Source organism: Marinicella marina, from assembly GCF_030065545.1.
Taxonomy (GTDB): Bacteria; Pseudomonadota; Gammaproteobacteria; order Xanthomonadales; family Marinicellaceae; genus Marinicella; species Marinicella marina.
In genome coordinates this window covers 173,351-191,472 of record NZ_JASJNC010000008.1, presented here as the reverse complement: position 1 = coordinate 191,472, position 18,122 = coordinate 173,351, and the positions used below count along the sequence as shown (strand labels likewise).

At 44.5% G+C, this 18,122-nt stretch carries 8 protein-coding genes; all 8 read left to right on the top strand.

What is annotated here, in order from left to right:
- The first annotated feature begins 6 nt into the window (after positions 1–6).
- The 8 genes from QNI24_RS13385 to QNI24_RS13350 all read left to right on the top strand — a co-directional run bounded on the left by QNI24_RS13385 (position 7) and on the right by QNI24_RS13350 (position 18,041).
- Positions 7–8,460 carry an SBBP repeat-containing protein gene (locus tag QNI24_RS13385; protein WP_267176542.1) on the top strand — a complete coding sequence of 2,818 codons (8,454 nt, stop codon included), beginning with the start codon at positions 7–9 and terminating at the stop codon, positions 8,458–8,460.
- Positions 8,461–8,462: 2 nt separating this feature from the next.
- Positions 8,463–10,718 carry a beta-propeller fold lactonase family protein gene (locus QNI24_RS13380; RefSeq protein WP_267176543.1) on the top strand — a complete coding sequence of 752 codons (2,256 nt, stop codon included), beginning with the start codon at positions 8,463–8,465 and terminating at the stop codon, positions 10,716–10,718.
- A gap of 89 nt (positions 10,719–10,807) precedes the next feature.
- The gene (gene pheA / locus QNI24_RS13375; RefSeq protein WP_267176544.1) at positions 10,808–11,896 is read left to right on the top strand and encodes a prephenate dehydratase; all 1,089 of its coding nucleotides are present in this window, start codon (positions 10,808–10,810) and stop codon (positions 11,894–11,896) included.
- Between the two features lie 230 nt (positions 11,897–12,126).
- A complete protein-coding gene (locus QNI24_RS13370; protein ID WP_267176545.1) occupies positions 12,127–13,239 on the top strand; it encodes a Glu/Leu/Phe/Val dehydrogenase dimerization domain-containing protein in 1,113 nt (370 codons plus the stop codon).
- A complete protein-coding gene (locus QNI24_RS13365; protein ID WP_267176546.1) occupies positions 13,239–14,402 on the top strand; it encodes an acyl-CoA dehydrogenase family protein in 1,164 nt (387 codons plus the stop codon). Before QNI24_RS13370 ends, QNI24_RS13365 begins: the two co-directional genes overlap by 1 nt.
- Before the next feature lie 28 nt (positions 14,403–14,430).
- Entirely contained in the window at positions 14,431–15,624 is a 1,194-nt protein-coding gene (locus QNI24_RS13360) for a thiolase family protein (RefSeq protein WP_267176547.1), read from the top strand.
- A gap of 2 nt (positions 15,625–15,626) precedes the next feature.
- Positions 15,627–17,234, top strand: a complete 1,608-nt coding sequence (locus QNI24_RS13355; RefSeq protein WP_267176548.1) for a carboxyl transferase domain-containing protein — start codon at positions 15,627–15,629, stop codon at positions 17,232–17,234.
- 12 nt (positions 17,235–17,246) lie between these two features.
- Positions 17,247–18,041, top strand: coding sequence for an enoyl-CoA hydratase-related protein (locus QNI24_RS13350; protein WP_267176549.1), 795 nt, complete (start codon positions 17,247–17,249; stop codon positions 18,039–18,041).
- Positions 18,042–18,122 lie beyond the last annotated feature (81 nt).

Sequence of the window (18,122 nt, the reverse complement as noted above, 5' to 3'; positions counted from 1 at the left end):
GCTGAAATGAAAACACAAAAATCTATGAGCGGCAGAAAAAACATGAAAACATTGCTTTTGACTTTAATCCTGATGGTGACATCCTCTGCTTGGTCAGCTTGGCCCACCGGTGGCGGTGGTACCAGTGATGAAACCGTAGTTGATACAGTTACTGCATCAAATGGTGACACCTATGTGATCGGTCAGTTTCAGGGGTCAGCTGTTTTTGATGGCATAGAATTAAACAGCAGTGGTCTGAATGATATCTATGTTCTTAAACTGAATCAAGGCGGTACCGTTGAATGGGCCATCAGGGCCGGTGGCTCATCAGATGACATCCCCCAAGGCATCACAGTCGATGAAGCCGGCAATGCGTATATAGTGGGTTCACACTTTGGTGTTAGTCGATTCGGTCAAGCTGAGTTAACTGCCAGTGCTTCAGTTAAAAATGGCTTTTTAGCCAAAATCAATGCTGGCGGCGGTTGGGTATGGGCCAAAAAAATGGGCAGTATTGGTTTCGAAAGTGAAGTAGTGGACGTTAAAACCAATGAAGGACAAGCCGGTGTCATTCCGCCAGAAGAAGGTGCTGTTTTTGTAACAGGATATTTCAGACAAAATGCTAACATTGATGGCAACATAACACTCTCATCTGGCTTGGGAGTAAACAGTTCTGAACTATACCTTGCTAAATTTGAACATGATGGGGATTTTCAATGGGCAGAATATCGAAATGACCCCAGGGCTGAATTTCCAACCAACCTTGATATCAGTGATGATGGGGTTTTGATTGTTACTGGCAAATCTACAGGTATTGTTGATATTTACGCTGAAAACTTCAATTCAATGCCTGGTAATAATATCTTTCAGGCAGGATGGGGCAGTAACTGGAATCCTACCACTTGCCCCTTTCCAGGCATATCAGGTTGGCAGGGTCAACCACATTATGGTAACCGAGCACACAACAAACCTGGCAACCCAACCAATGATTTGTACCTAGGTGGTACCCCTCAAGTTAATGGCAGCACCAACTTTTTGCAGAATTTATTGGTTTATTCTCCTTCATACAACACAGTTGGCATAGGCAGTTACACAGTATCTTTTGATGTTATTGAGGGTGGTGGTGGATTTTCAGAGCCGCCAGATCCTGGTGAAAACTTATATGTTTATTTAGCCCCTGCCAATGCAGGGACCAGTGCATCTACCAGTGGCTATTATTATTTAGGAGAATTTGCTGGAGGAGGCACAAGGACAAATGCCCGATTTTCATACAACATCCCAGCCAATGTGTTTCCAAATGGAGCCAGGCTTGTGTTCAGGAAAAATGTGAGTACTGGATCATGTTATGACGCTTGGCATGTTGACAATATTACAGTGCAAGGTACAGGGTCAGCAGAAAATTTTGTTTTTGATGTGACAAATACCGGTAGCAGTTCACCATCATTGAATTCTGAAGTCTCTTTTAACAGTAACATTCAAGTCAATGATATGGTTTACGACGATGAAAATAACAGGGTTATTATATCGGGAACCAATGTCACAGATGGAACAAGTTATTGTGGGCAGAATGTTCCGGCAGGTAGCGTTTTATCAAGTTTCAATACTGATTTGAGTTGTGATTGGGTCAGGTATCCAACCCATAATACTGTTTTCGATCAAAACAACAACTCCAGAGCTTCGACTTCTTCTGGTCAAGGTTTAACTGTTGATAACGATGGTTTCATCTATCAAACAGGTTTTTTTCAAGGCTCAATTACACAGCCTAATATACAGAACCAATGCGCTGCTGGTGCAGCACTCTTTGATGAAACAATTGAGTCAGACAATGAGTTTGACGATGTCTTTATGATGTCATTTAATCCTGATGGTGTAGCCTGCTGGTTAACAGGTGGTAATTTTTATGACGACACCGATGGTTATCCAGCCATCATGGGTGATATAGAGACCGAGAGAGGTATTTCTATTACCACTGATGGCATTGGCAGTTTGTTTGTCGCCGGTGAGATGCAAAGCAGTATTCTTTTCGGTCAAGATAACCGATTTGATGGTAATGGTGGTACCGATATATTCATCACAAACTGGGGCTTGGATGGCAGGCCATTTCAAGTTGAATCATGGCCAGTGGGTGTGGCATTGGTCGCACCACCCAGTGCCTTGCTAGATAATGTGACATTAATTCCTGAGTTTTTCAGAAACGGTGAACCGGTAGCTGCTCTACAAGATAAATTATTTTATTGGCAAGGGCCGATTGGTCAAGAGGGCACGCCTGATTACAGGTTGGCCCAATTGATACCATTGCAACCTTTCAATGAAATTGAGGTGCATTGGCGTACTTCTTCAGACTTGACAAATCCCAATAGAGTCATTACCTCTGGCGTAGCCAACTGGCCCAGTGAACCTTGTGAAAACCTCACGCGTACTGAGGAGTGTTATCAGCTTCATGCTGCGGGTGCACCGGTGGAAATTGAACCAGCCTCGGGTGAGTATATCTTCTTTGAACTGGCCTTTGGCAGTGGAGATGCCATTGTAAATAACAAAGTTTTCAATAATAACCTCTCTGGCTTTTCTTCCATGGTTTACCTCAATGGACCCGCACCTGACCCAACCACATATCCGGTGGAGATAGAAGTTGTCAGGACGGTGCCGTTCAGTTCATTGACTGACTTTAAGGACAATGTTGATTGGGAAATCGGTAAAAAAGTGACCAATGACATCCACAACGAAATTGGTCGCACAGGATATGTTTTGAATGAACTGGCTTACTATGATGGCACAGGAATCAGTGCTGCTTATAATCGTTCTGCCAGAACAGGGCAAATCATACCTGTCAATCGCATTGTTTCATCACGTCCACAAGATGTGGGTAGGGAGCTTTCTGTGGCTTGGTACAAGAATAACTCTCGTGGTGTTTATTGGCCTGACAGTGCCGTCAGGTACAACCCACAATGGCCATTTGATCCCGATAAAATCATCATCGCCAGTCAGTTAGGTGGTGAAGTTTTGGGTCAAGACCCACTCGATCCTTTGACTTATCCATCACAACAGATTTACATCCAGTCAGACCCTAATTTACCTGGCTTCAATCCCAATGATGAGCATGCGATATTTGCTCCATCGAACACCGGTACTGGTTATGAGGCAGTATTTGCTCTCAGGTCAGATTTTGGTTCGGAACTTCAAGGTGATGCCAGCGCCTCATCGGACCCTTATGTTTTGGTCAAGTATTATGATGAAGCTGTGTTGGAATGGAAAATGCGTGTTTACGAAGTGTTGGCTACAGGCGCTGGATACAACAGCTTTCAGTTCACTGGTTTGGCCGCCACCACAGTTTCTCCACCTTATCCAGTCAGGTTGTTGCCTTCCTGTATTGAGAGTCGAGCCGTGGGTCAGGCCCAAGGCGAACAGCCGCCACCACCTTTCTTCCAAGACTATAAAGCGCAAATTTGGGCTAAATCTGCCGGCAGTGGTGAATTACTTTATCATTACCCATTACAACCAGGTTTTTTCTATGATTTGGATAACAATGATGTTCAGGATGACATCAATGCCGATGGTGAGCCTGACTTAGACACCACTTGTGTGCCTTGGTTAGCAAGATTGTCAGAAGAAAAAGGCGGCACCGCCAACCCCACCGATCCAATTAAAATCAGGTATGACATCACATGGCCATCGGATGTACCTCAACTGGTCATTGGAGAGACTTTGTTGACTCCCAAGCGAGGTTTACCTGACATCATCAATCAAGCTGCTGTGCAGGTAGTTTATGATGATTTATATGACTCTTTGCCCGAGCCATTGCCAACAGATACTTTGGCGCAAATGATAGACCCATTGAGTCCACGTTTTGTGGTCCTAGACGAGGTGCCAGAAGAGATAGCCACTGAATTACAAACCACCGGTTTGGATTTGATTTTGGGATCAGCCGATGGCACCATCAAATTACCGGCGGCTATCAAAAAGCGCATGTCATACGACTCTTTGAACAGCAAATTAATTCTTCAAGGGTTATTTGATGAAACTGGTGCAGGGGAACCTTTGTTGGTACCTAATGTTTTATCAAAAACAGACCGTGTGGCATTGAAAAAACTGGATGGCGGTAATGGTACTGAAGAATCTTCTTTTACTGGTGACTGTCAAGTTGCTGGTTGTAGTTGGGATGAGGCGGTAGAAGCATTGTTTAGGCTCAGTCGAAACCCCAATGGGATTGAACGTATTTGTACCAATTCAATCATTGGTGAAAACAATGTTCGTCAATGTTTGGCGTCCAACCCAGTGACTGCAGATGATGTGCTTATTGGTTACCAAGACACCAATAATGACTACGTGTTAGAGCCATTTGTTGCGGTAGGCGCACAAGCAGCACTGACAGCAGGTAGTGCACAAGGCAGCGGTTTTATGACCATTGCTTTCAATAATGATCCCTCATTAACACCATTACCAGTGAGTTTGAATATCATACGAGTTGATTGCTTGATTTCACCTCCGCCACCAGAGGTAGCAGTAATCAACAAACCCTATCAAGGGCAACTGCAGGTCATAGCACCAGAGAATATCTTTGATGAACAAATTGTGCTGAGGCATTCAGGTGATTTTGGTGGCAACCCAGATGCACTCGAGTTTGAATGGTTTTTCCAACCTGACTCAGATGGTACGCCACCTGAAATATTGCCGGTTCCAGAATCAGGCCAACTTAATGGCTGGATCAAATACCCAGTCAGTGAACCTTTGGGTGCCAATGAAATAACCATTGCGGGTGCTAACATCCAAACCCTGTCTGACAACTGGTATATCGCCAGATACCGTGGTTTACCCTCATGTAATAATGGTTCTGAATGGAGCTTATGGGCAGGTCAACCTGGTGCCACACCATTGAATGAGCGGGCACAATTGGCTGAAGGTTGGGTTAAGCGGGTACTGAAGCGCTTGAATCCATTTGAGGCCAGGGTACAAAACTTTGCTCAGGCTGGTACCAATAATTATGCCAGCATGTTGATTCAATTAGGAGAGCGTTACGAAGGTGACATTGCCATGAATAACGACCCGGATAACCTCAACAGCATTGGCTTGATTGAAGCTTACACTACGGTGATGCGCCGTGCTTTGTCATTGAGTGTCAATTCAACGCCACCAGTGAACTATGAACCAGCCAACAATGCGATTTTGTTGGTGGCCTCAAGATTGGTGGACTTTTACACTTTATTAGGTAACGAAGCCTATGCCGATGCACAAGACCCAATGATTGGTATTTCAACCGAAGACGGTGTGGTGTCACTGGCGCCAACCATCTTTAACTTCCAAAACCAATTGGACTCTTTGTTGTCAGAGGAACTGGTCTTGTTGCGAGGTCGTGATGACAGCCAAGGTCCGGTCGCGGCCAACCCTGTCTATAACCGCTTGTTCTGGAATTTCACCACCGGTGATGGTGAAGTGGCCTATGCATTGTCTTATAACATTTCAGACCAAAACTCATCGGGCGTGATTGATGAATTCGATGCGCGAATTCAATTTCCACAAGGGCATGGTGATGCTTGGGGCCATTATTTGACGGCTACTGATATTTACTATGAATTATTGAAAAACCCATTTTACAGTTGGAACCCCAGGGCTGAGGCAATCACCATTGCTGGCGCGCCAATTCAGGTTGACTTTTTGGATGAGCGGCAATTTGCTGAAACGGCAGCGGCGAAGGCCAGGGTTGGAGCTGAAGTTGTAGACTTGACTTACCGCTCGGCCTATGTTGAAGATCCTGCTGGTCAATACCAAGGCTATGTTGACAGTGATGCAGAGCGTGCTTGGGGTGTCTCAGGTTGGGGTCACAGGGCAGGTATGGCAGCTTATTTTGACTGGGTAACAGTTAACTCAATCATACCCTCGGAAGATCCTGATCCTGATAAAGTTGGCATTCAAAGGATTGAACGCAGTAATATTTTTGAACTGGATGAGATTGCTGCTCAATATTTAAGTATACAAGCTCAAATAGACGAAAGTGACCGAGGATTGAATCCATTGGGTCTGGCCAGTGGTGTGGTGCCGTTTGATATCGATCCTTCCCTGCTAAACGCTGGTATCAATAGCAGATCTCATTTTGAACAGGTTTATGAGCGTGCTGAACAAGCCTTAGATAATGTCATCAGTGTGTGGGATTTTGCTAACCAAATCAATAATTTGATGCGCCAAAACCAAGACAGCGTTGATGACTTAACCGACAACGCCATTTTTGAAGAGAATGATTTCAATAATCAATTGATTGAAATTTTTGGTATGCCTTATGATGATGATATCGGTCCTGGTGGTACCTATCCCGCGGGCTATGATGGTCCTGATTTGTATCATTATATGTACATTGACAGCCCAGCCTTAGCGGGAACAGCTTTCGACTTTTCATGCACTGAGGGCACACCTGGCAATTGTACCGGCTACGATCCAAGCACCAATTCGGTTGGAGTCATCAGGGAATTCACAGGCAGTTATGCGCCCATTGCAGGAGGACTGGGGTTCTATGGTTTTGGTCCAAACGAATTAAGTGGTGAAGCTGCAGCAGCTTACTGTGGTGATACACCTTTGGCACAGGGGTGTGCTCTTGGAACCATCACAACGGATTCATTGGATGTTACCTATCAAACAATCGAATCTGCTGATTTGGGCTTTGCCTTTGCTAAACCTGACAACTGGACGGGTTCAAGGCGTGCTGTTGGTCGTTTACAAGAAGTTCAGAATGAAATGGTTCAAGCCAGAATTGCGTTGCGTCAGGCGATGATAGATTATGATATTTTAAGACAAGATGTGAATGATGCGATTCAAGGATTGCGCGCTACATTCAACGTTTTGGCCGATAATCTAAGCATCACTAACGATGCCAATGACACCATACTGGCCATTGAAGCATCTGTTTTCGCAATCAACACTGCAGCAGCAATAGCGCATCGAACGGCTGAAGGCTTAGATACCACATTTGAAACAACTGGAGATTGTATTCCAGGAAATTTTGTTGCGGGATTAGCGGCAGGTGGAGACCTGTTTTCAACCATCAGATGTGGAACAGGCGCATTGGGAGATGTGACTGCTTTTGCAGTTGATTCAGTTGGAGACGGTTTAGAGGTTGCTGCCAACGGCGTTGAATTATCAATCAATCATGTTGCAACAGCGGCTGAAAGAGACATCCAAATCAATGATTCAGACCTTGAATTGTATAATGTGTCAGGCGAAATTGATGTATTACTCAGGCAGGAACCTGCCTTGCGGGCTGAAATATATGCTCGAGCTGAAACTGCCAGACAATTGATAGGTAAATACAACACCACCTTGAATGAAGGGCTACAAGTCGGTGAAAAACTAACGGCCTTCAGACGCAGTGGCGCTGCTGCTATTCAAGAGTACAGGTATGAAGACATGGCTTTCAGGATTTTCCGCAATGATGCCCTGCAAAAATACCGCGCCGCTTTTGATCAAGCTGCTCGTTATGTCTACATGGCAGCTGCTGCTTATGACTATGAAACTAATCTATTGGGATCAGATTCACAAGCAGGACAATCATTCTTGACCGACATAGTCAGAGAGCGCTCTATAGGTCAGATTCTCAATGGGGAACCGGTCGTAGGTTCTCGAGGATTGGCTGATGCCATGGCCCGAATGAAATTGAATTTTGATGTGTTGAAGGGTCAGATGGGCTTCAACAATCCGCAAGTAGAAACCAATCGGTTCTCCCTGCGTTATGAGCTGTTCAGAATAACCGATGAAGAGGAGTCAGATGACATCTGGCGTGAACAATTGGCCGCATCCAGAGTCGATAACCTCTGGGATGTACCTGAGTTCAGGCGTTATGCCAGACCATTCGCTCCCGAGGAAGCGGGGCCACAACCAGGATTGGTTATCACCTTTGATACCAATGTCCTGTTTGGGTTGAATTTTTTCGGCAATGAACTAGGGCCCAATGACAGTGCTTATGATTCAAGTCAATTCTCAACCCGTATTCGCGGCGTGGGGACCTGGTTTGAATCATACGCTAACTTACCATTGGCGAATACGCCCAGAATGTACTTGATTCCAATAGGTGCTGATGTGATGCGTTCACCAGATGCGGATGATTTCAATGTCCGACAATGGCAAATACTTGATCAGGTGGTGCCAGTGCCATTACCACTTGGTGCAACTGACTTGGATGCGCACGATTGGCTGCCCAGTATTGATAACCAAATTGGTGATCCAACTGAAATTCGCAGGTATTCACAGTACTTGGCTTACCACTTCACTGAACCATTTGACATTGATCAAGTGGCATCTAATTCAAGATTGGTGGGTCGATCTGTTTGGAACCGCAAATGGATGATGATCATACCGGGTGCCAGTTTCCTCAATGATCCGAATGAAGGATTGGATACATTTATCGACGGTCAACTGATCCCTGATGGTGATGGTGAACGTGATGGTAACGGTGTGGATGATATTCACCTGTTCTTTACTACTTACTCTTATTCAGGAAATTGATCATGAAGCGTATTAAAAGCCTGTTAATCATTTCGGTCTTGTTGTTGGTTTTAGGTAACCAAGCTGCGGCCAAACTATCACAGCCGGACTTTGTGCTTTATGGAACGGCCACTTGGTTTGGTGCGCCATTGCCAACTGAATCTGAAGTCAGTATTTACCTAAACAGTCAACTCTTGACAGTCGCTAAATACAGCATGGGGACAGATGATAACCTCAATGGTTTGTATGCATTGAGGGTACCCATGGACAGCAATGATCCCAGGGTGTTTGGTAAAGCCAGACCTGGCGACTCTGCTTCTGTATATATCAATGGCTCTTTGGTTGCTGAAGTTTTGGTTGGTGACTATGGGGTGGCAGAAAGGTTAGACATAGATCCGATCAATTTGGCTGATGATGTGTCTGTGATCAGTATCTTGCCTTCTGAAGTAACTGAGGGTCAGTCTGGTCAAAGCGAAATGGTGTTTAAAGTTCAGATTTCCAATGATTCTGAAGAAGTGGTCTCCGTTGATTGGCAAAACATCGATGGTGATGCCATCGGTGGTGATAATTGTGGTTTTGATGTTGATTACCTCAATGCCAGTGGCAGGGCAAGCATTCCAGTGGGTGCCACCGAAACTAATGTTACCATTCAAGTGTGTGGTGATACGCTGATTGAGAACAGCGAAACTTTTGAGGTGGTTCTCAGTGGTGCTGAAAATGGTGTGATTCAATTTGATCGAGCCACAGGTACTATTTTAGATGACGACGGATTACCACAGCTACAAGGATTCGATGCAGTGGTTTACGAACCAGCATCAGGTACCCTTGTTCATGATTTTGAATTAAAGCTTTCTAGGGCTTATGATCAGGTTGTTGCAGTTGATTATGTCACCGTTGCTCGGACGGCCACACCGGGCGCCGATTTTATTGCTGCCTCGGGCACCATCAGTATTCCTGTGGGACAAACAGCTGCCAGCATTCCGGTCACCTTTTTGTCAGATGCTGAGGATGAAAATATTGAAATCATGACGGTGCAGTTAAGTAACCCACGTCAAGCGACCCTAGTCAACGATGTTCTTACTGCGTTTATCCTAGATGCCAATCAAGATGAACAAACAGAAGAGGGTGATTCAATAAATAACGATGACGTACCTGATTTGATCAGTCCATCAGATGTGGTGTTCAGTAGTGACAGTAATTTTGTGTACGTATCATCCCTCAACGCTGGGGGTAGTGTTTTGCGCTTTGCTTTGGAATCTGGTAATTTAAGTTATCTGGAAACCATTGATAATCAACGAGCAGGGTTTGAGAGTGGCTTATTTGGTCTGATCAGAGACATGGTTATTTCGCCTAACGGTCAACACTTATATACGGCTGCCAGTGGTGATCAAGCCATCATGTCATTTACTCGCAACAATGCCGATGGAACACTGGCCTTGAACCAAACGGTTGAAAATAACTTAACAGCGGACTTTGGTATTGATGGGGTTTATGCATTATCTATGAGTCCAGATGGACAATTTCTTTATGCCGCCGGTAGCGAATCCAATGCCATCGGTGTGTTCTCAGTGAATGAAAATGACGGCACCCTGAGCTATATCGAAAAAGAAGTTTTGGGTGTGAACGATCCCAATGATACCGGCGGTGAAGTCACCTTTATGGAACGGCCAATTGATGTCCATGTCACCGCTGATGGCACTCAAGTACTGGTTGCGGCTGATTTTTCATCTTCCTTGGTGGTCTTTGATCGTGACAGTGAAACCGGTGAGCTGAACTTCTCAACTGCTTTCAAAAAAGGTGTCAATGGTGTGCAAGGTTTGGGCGGCGCTTCATCCATCTGGTCATCACTAGATAACCGACATGTATACATCATGGGTCGTGGTGATGACAGTGTCACAGTGTTTGATCGATCTCCCACTGGCAACCTCAGTTTCAATGCTTCATTGACGCAACAACAGGCTGACTTCATAGGTTTAGATGCGCCATTGGCAGTGGTTGGATCACCTGATGACAGTCGTCTTTATGGCTTGGGCTTTGATGATTCAAGCATGGTCTCATTCCGAAGAATTAATGCAGCCAGTAACCCACAATACGGGCAATTGATTTTCGCTGACATCGAGCAAGACAATGTCAACGGGATCAATAGCTTGGCAGGCCCCATAGCCTTGGATGTAAGTTCTGATGGAAAGTGGGTCATCGTGGCAGCTGGGATTGACAATGCGTTGACTTTATTCAAGACACATTTGAATGATTTGATTTTTAGTAATGGATTTGATTGAATTCAATGCTGAATCAATGATCATTGAATTATTGGCTTAATTAAAAACTTATATCAGGTTAGAATGCAGTTTTAACCTGATTTTATTTTATGTCACAAGACAATAAACAATGGCTGTTGTCGCTGCGTAGTAAAATTGATGAAATAGATAAAAACATTCAGCAATTAATTACGCAGCGCGCAGAAATAGCGAATGAGGTGGCGCAAAGTAAGAGCAAAGCCGATGCCGGTGGCTTTTATTATCGCCCAGAGCGAGAAGCCCAAGTCTTACGCGCAGTCAAGGAGCGGAACAACGGCCCACTATCAGATGAAGCATTGTTGCGTTTGTTCAAAGAAATCATGTCAGCTTGTTTGGCTCAACAGAAACCATTGAATATCGCATATTTGGGGCCGGAGGGCACATTTTCTGAAATGGCCACCTACAAATATTTTGGCCATTCGGTCAAGGCCATGCCCGAATCCACCATTGATCATGTGTTTGCTGAAGTTGAAGCTGGCGTGGCTGATTTTGGCGTGGTGCCGATTGAAAACTCAACCGAGGGCGCGGTCAACCACACCCTTGACATGTTCATCAGTTCGCCACTGAAAATTTGTGGTGAAATCGATTTGCCCATCCATCATAATTTGATGTCTAAACAAAAGTCATTGAAAGACATTGCGGTGATTTTCTCTCACCGCCAATCGTTGGCACAATGCCGTGCTTGGCTGCGAGCCAATGCACCTGGAATTGATACCATAGCGGTATCAAGCAACGCTGAGGCAGCAAGAAAAGCATCTTTCAATGAACACGCTGCCGCCATAGCGGGTGAATCTGCTGCTGGCATGTATGGCCTGAACATTTTGTATGCTGACATTGAAGATCAAGTAGATAACTCAACCCGATTTTTGGTGATTGGCAAGCAAGTGTTAGCCGTCAGCGGTGATGATAAATCATCATTGATGGTAGCCGGTAAAGATGAACCTGGTGTATTGTTTCAAATACTGAAACCATTAAATGACAATGGCATCAGTATGAAGCGGATTGAGTCTCGACCTTCAAAAGTGGCAAAATGGGATTATGTGTTTTTCATTGATGTTGAGGGTCATGTAGAGGATCAAAATTTGGCTGCTGCCATCGCTGAAATGGAGCGTTTTACCTCCAATCTGAAAGTACTGGGCTCTTACCCCAAGTCGGCCTAATCTCAATCGGTATTTGCTGCAACAAATATAGTTTTGTTGTATAATTGCGCGCGCAAAACTGAGCGTGAATTTCAAGTTGCGCGCACCCATACCTTCAAATTAAATCATCACAGATAGATGAGTCTGAATGAATTTGAGGGGGACACTCATGATTCTTATTAAAAAGAATTGATCAAATTTAACCAGATTAACAGCGGCTAAAAGGCTGTTGTTTTCATTGAGGACAATAAATGAATATTTTTGAGACCATTGATAAGACTGAACACGAAGAAGTGGTTTTTTGTCATAACAAAGACGTGGGATTAAAAGCCATCATAGCCATCCATAACACGGTATTGGGCCCAGCTTTGGGCGGCTTGAGGATGTGGCCGTATCAAACTGAGCAAGAAGCTTTGAATGATGTCTTGCGTCTGTCACGAGGAATGACCTACAAAGCCGCTGTTTCGGGATTGAATCTGGGTGGTGGTAAGTCAATCATTATAGGTGACCCTAAAAAAGACAAATCTGAAGAACTGTTCAGGGCTTTCGGCCGCTTTATGGATTCACTGGGTGGTAGATACATCACAGCAGAGGATGTTGGTATTGATGTTAATGACATGGAATATGTCTTTCAAGAGACGGATAATGTAGTTGGTGTACATCAGGTACATGGTGGTTCAGGAGACCCTTCACCGTTCACCGCGTACGGCACTTATCAAGGCATCAAAGCCAGTCTGGAAAAGAAATACGGAAACCAAAACATTGGTGATTATAGTTATGCAGTTCAAGGTGTAGGCCATGTTGGTATGGAGCTGGTTAAACTGTTACACAAAGACGGCGCGAAAATTTTTGTCACAGACATCAATCAAGAGGCCATTCAACACTGTGTTGATGAATATGGCTGTGAAGCCGTTGGTTTGGATGACATATATGATGTGGATGCTCATGTTTACTCGCCTTGTGCTCTGGGCGCAACAGTCAATGATGACACCATCGACCGCTTTAAATTTGATGTGGTATGTGGCAGTGCCAACAATCAATTAGCAGAAGCTCGCCATGGTGATGAATTGGAGCAAAAAGGCATGATTTACGCACCAGATTATGCGGTTAATGCCGGTGGTTTGATGAACGTATCGATTGAGCTAGAAGGTTATAACCGCGAACGTGCTTTACGGATGACACGGAATATTTACTACAACATCATTAAAATATTTGAAATTGCTGACAGAGATGGCATTGCCACCTGGAAAGCTGCTGACCGCATGGGTGAAGAAAGAATTGAAAAAATGGGTCGGGTTAAGCTGCCATTTATGTGTCAAAAGAATGTCAAGTTTTCTGGTAGAACTAAAAACGGTAACAGTTAATGAATTACGATGTCGCTTTGAACGAAGAGTTAGAGCTGTTAAGAGATACGGTTCGAAAATTCACTGCTGAAGAGATTGCACCTCGAGCTGAAAAAATCGATGCAGAAAACCTATTTCCTGAAGACCTGTGGTTGAAAATGGGTGATTTGGGTTTGCTTGGCATGACTGTCCCAGGTAAATATGGTGGATCTGAGATGGGTAATTTGGCTCATCTGATTGCGATGGAAGAAATATCTCGAGGTTCTGCCTCGGTGGGTCTATCTTATGGTGCACATTCTAATCTTTGTGTGTCCAATCTATACAAGCATGCCACCGGGCAACAAAGACAAAAGTATTTACCTAAACTTTGTTCTGGCGAATTTGTTGGTGCTTTAGCCATGAGCGAACCAGGTGCTGGCTCTGATGTGGTTGGTTCGATGTCATGTAATGCCGTTAAAGACGGTGATGATTGGATCGCCAATGGTAATAAAATGTGGATCACCAACGGACCAGATGCTGATGTTTTGATTGTTTATATGCGAACTGCTGACGCATCGGCTGGTTCTCGATGTATGACTGCATTCATTATTGAAAAAGGGATGGCTGGCTTCTCAACTGCGCAGAAACTGGATAAGCTCGGTATGCGTGGCTCCAATACTTGTGAATTGGTCTTCGAGGACTGTCGTATTCCAGCTGAAAACGTGCTGGGTGAGGTGAACCAAGGCGTCGGAATCTTGATGTCAGGATTGAACACCGAACGACTGGTACTTTCTGGTGGCCCTATTGGCATCATGCAAGCGGCCATGGATGTGGCTGTTCCGTACACTTCAGAGCGCAAACAGTTTGGTAAAGATTTGGGTCAATTTGGCTTGATGCAAGCAAAAATTGGTAAGATGTATGCAGATTTGCAAGCTGCTCGTTATTTTGCTTATGGCATAGCCAAGGATTACGACCAAGGCGTCGAATCTAGGTTGGATCCAGCTGCTTGTTTGTATTTTTCTTCAAGTGCTGCAGTGCAGGTTGCCTTAGAGGCCATTCAGACGCTCGGTGGCAACGGTTATATTAATGAATACCCAACAGGTCGTTTATTGCGTGATGCCAAACTGTATGACATAGGTGCTGGTACCAATGAAATTCGCTTGATGTTGATTGGACGCGAATTATATCGTGAAGCCAAAGCCTGAATTTAAACCCACTTTTAAGAGATAAGAAATGACAACAGAATCCAATAATGACGTATACATTGTTGCGGCCAAGCGAACGCCTATCGGTTCCTTTCAAGGTCAATTTGCTAACACCCCTGCCACTGATTTAGGTGCAGCAGCCGTCAAAGCAGTCATTGATGAAGTCAGTATCAATCAAAACGACATAGATGAAGCCCTGATTGGCTGTGTTTTGCCTGCCGGCTTGGGTCAGGCGCCTGCCAGACAGGCTGTGTTGCATGCTGGTCTGCCTTTATCAGTGCGTTGTACAACGATTAATAAAGTTTGTGGTTCAGGCATGAAAACTGTCATGATGGCACACGATACCATCAAAGCAGGATCAGCTGATTTGGTGATTGCAGGTGGTCTAGAATCAATGACTATGGCACCATATTTGTTACCTAAAGCACGTGGTGGCTACCGCATGGGTCATGCGCAAATGTTAGATCATATGTTTTTCGATGGTCTGCAAAACCCCTACGATGGCAATATGATGGGTAATTTTGCTGAATCATGTGCCGATAAATACAATTACAGCCGTGAAGCCCAAGATGAGTTTTCAGCTGAGTCAGTTAGAAGGGCCATGACTGCTATAGAAACGGGTGCCTTTGAAAATGAAATCACGGCAGTGGAGGTGAAATCCAGGAAAGCTACAGTGGTGGCCTCAGAGGACGAAGAGCCTGCCAAATGTGACATCAGTAAAATACCTCATTTAAGGCCTGCTTTCAGGCGTGAGAATGGCACCGTAACGGCTGCCAACGCCTCAAAAATTTCAGACGGGGCCTCAATGACATTATTGGCCTCAGCGCAATATGTAAATGAACACAATTTAACACCGCTGGCAAAAATCGTTGGCCATCATCAGTTTGCACATGAACCTGAATGGTTCACTACGGCACCAGTCACTGCGATTGAAAAGTTGATGAAAAAAATTAACTGGTCAGTGCAAGATGTTGATTTGTTTGAAATTAACGAGGCCTTTGCAGTGGTGACAATGGCAGCCATGGATGAACTGAATCTGCCTCACGATAAAGTCAACGTGAATGGTGGCGCGACTGCGTTGGGTCATCCAATCGGTGCATCTGGCAATCGCATTTTAGTGACATTGATACACGCACTGAAGAACAGGGGATTGAAGAAAGGTGTTGCATCGTTGTGTATTGGTGGCGGTGAGGCCACTGCAATTGCTGTTGAGTTGGTCTGAAAATGAAAATCATCAAAACCCAAATCGATTCAACTTCGACGCAGTTTGATGAAAATCGTGCATTCATGCAACAATTGGTTGCAGATTTACGCAGCAAACTCAAGCAAACAGCACTGGGTGGCTCAGAGCGCTCAAGAAAGAAACACACTGATCGCGGTAAATTGTTGGTACGTGATCGCATTAACTTATTGTTAGACGCTGGCAGTCCTTTTTTGGAAATAGCACCAATGGCCGCCACAGGTATGTACCAAGATGCGGCGCCTGCTGCAGGCATGGTTGCAGGTATTGGTAAGGTTCACGGTCAGTTGGTGATGATAGCTGCCAACGATGCCACTGTAAAAGGTGGCACATACTTCCCAATTACGGTAAAAAAACACCTCAGGGCGCAAGAAATTGCCTTGGAAAATAATTTGCCATGTATTTACCTGGTCGATTCAGGCGGCGCTTTTTTGCCGTTACAAGATGATGTTTTTCCAGATAAAGAGCATTTTGGTCGGATTTTTTACAACCAAGCACAGCTTTCATCAAAAAACATTCCACAAATAGCAGTGGTTATGGGTTCTTGTACAGCAGGTGGGGCTTACGTACCTGCCATGTGTGATGAAGCCATCATAGTCAAAGAACAGGGCACCATATTTTTGGGTGGGCCGCCTTTGGTTAAAGCAGCAACAGGTGAGGTGGTTGATGCAGAATCATTGGGGGGTGCAGAAGTGCATTCATCTCAATCTGGGGTGACCGATCATTTTGCAGAAAATGACCAACACGCTTTGCAAATGGCTAGAAATTCATTGCGCTTTTTGAATCGCCCTGAATTTGACTGGCTTAAACGTCAAGCACCCAGAGAGCCGCTTTATCCAAAACATGAACTGTATGGCATCATTCCTCAGTCCACCAGAAACCCATATGATGTAAAAGAAATCATAGCCCGAATTGTTGATGCTTCAGAGTTTCAGGAGTTCAAAGCCAAATATGGCACCACACTGATTTGTGGTTTTGCTCACATCAATGGTTACCCTGTGGGTATAGTGGCTAATAATGGTATTTTGTTTGCTGAGTCAGCATTAAAGGGTGCGCATTTTGTTGAATTATGTAACCAACGTAAAATCCCCTTGGTGTTTTTACAAAATATCACTGGTTTCATGGTTGGGCAAAAGTATGAAAACGCTGGCATAGCCAAAGACGGTGCAAAAATGGTCACAGCTGTTGCTTGTGCCCAAGTACCTAAATTTACTGTTGTGATTGGCGGCTCTTTTGGTGCCGGCAATTACGCCATGAATGGTCGTGCTTATCAGGGCCGCTTTTTGTGGATGTGGCCCAACGCCAGAATTTCAGTGATGGGTGGTGACCAAGCTGCTTCGGTGCTAACTACTGTCAAACAAGATGGCTATGATAAAATGGAAAAGCATTGGGATCAGGATGAAAAACAACAGTTTTATGACCAAATCAAGCAGCAATATGAGGACCAGGGTCACCCATATTATTCCACTGCAAGGCTTTGGGACGATGGTGTGATTGATCCGGCTGATACCAGAAAAGTACTGTCTCTGGCAATAGCATCCAGTACACACGCGGATGTGGGTGAAGTCAATTATGGCGTATTCAGAATGTAACCAGGTAAACAAATGTTTAACAGATATAAAACCTTAGAGCTTAAAAACGACAACAACGGCGTGTCACATGTCATCATGAATCGTCCAGATGTGCACAATGCCTTCAATGCAAAAATGATTGAAGAGTTAACCGCTGTGTTCAATGCGCTGAATGACAATAAAAATGTCCAAGTAATTTGTCTCAGTGCCAATGGTAAATCATTTTCCGCTGGAGCTGATATAAATTGGATGAAAAGTATGGCTCAAGCTACTGAAGATGAAAACAAAGCTGATTCAGAAAAGCTAGCTGCTTTGATGCGTACCATTAATTTTAATGCCAAGGCAACCATTGCTAAAGTGCAAGGTTTGGCATTGGGTGGCGGTGTTGGGTTGGCTTGTTGTTGTGATTTGGTTGTGGCTGAGACTGATGCCAAGTTCGGATTGACTGAAGCCAAGTTGGGCTTGGTTCCTGCGGTCATCTCACCATATGTGATTGATGCCATTGGCACCAGAAAAGCCAGACGCTATTTTCAGACGGCTGAAATTTTTGATGCTCAAAGGGCCAAGGATTTGGGCATTGTCTCTGAGGTCATGGGCGCTGATGAAGTTGACGCTTGGATAGATCAGCAGCTCAAATTGCTTAACGAAACCGGTCCAAATGCGAAAGAAATCAGCAAAAAACTGGTGATGTCTGTGGTTGGGAGAACTTTGCCGCAACAGAAAAAAATTGATGAATACACCACTCAAGTCATTGCCGCTGTGCGTGTATCGGCAGAAGGTCAGAAAGGTTTGAATGCCTTTTTGAATAAAGAAAAAATTAATTGGTGATGTTTTAAAACAATTTCTTGCATTTGATTGCAAACTTTGTTTATCTCGCTAAAATATAAAGAAAGCGTTAATCCCGAGAAT

Bases quoted from the DNA above. Each gene is read 5' to 3' on its own strand.
- QNI24_RS13380 (WP_267176543.1), top strand. From the start codon at position 8,463: ATGAAGCGTATTAAAAGCCTGTTAATCATTTCGGTCTTGTTGTTGGTT.
- QNI24_RS13365 (WP_267176546.1), top strand. From the start codon at position 13,239: ATGAATTACGATGTCGCTTTGAACGAAGAGTTAGAGCTGTTAAGAGAT.
- QNI24_RS13350 (WP_267176549.1), top strand. From the start codon at position 17,247: ATGTTTAACAGATATAAAACCTTAGAGCTTAAAAACGACAACAACGGC.
- QNI24_RS13370 (WP_267176545.1), top strand. From the start codon at position 12,127: ATGAATATTTTTGAGACCATTGATAAGACTGAACACGAAGAAGTGGTT.
- QNI24_RS13355 (WP_267176548.1), top strand. From the start codon at position 15,627: ATGAAAATCATCAAAACCCAAATCGATTCAACTTCGACGCAGTTTGAT.
- QNI24_RS13360 (WP_267176547.1), top strand. From the start codon at position 14,431: ATGACAACAGAATCCAATAATGACGTATACATTGTTGCGGCCAAGCGA.
- QNI24_RS13385 (WP_267176542.1), top strand. From the start codon at position 7: ATGAAAACACAAAAATCTATGAGCGGCAGAAAAAACATGAAAACATTG.
- pheA (WP_267176544.1), top strand. From the start codon at position 10,808: ATGTCACAAGACAATAAACAATGGCTGTTGTCGCTGCGTAGTAAAATT.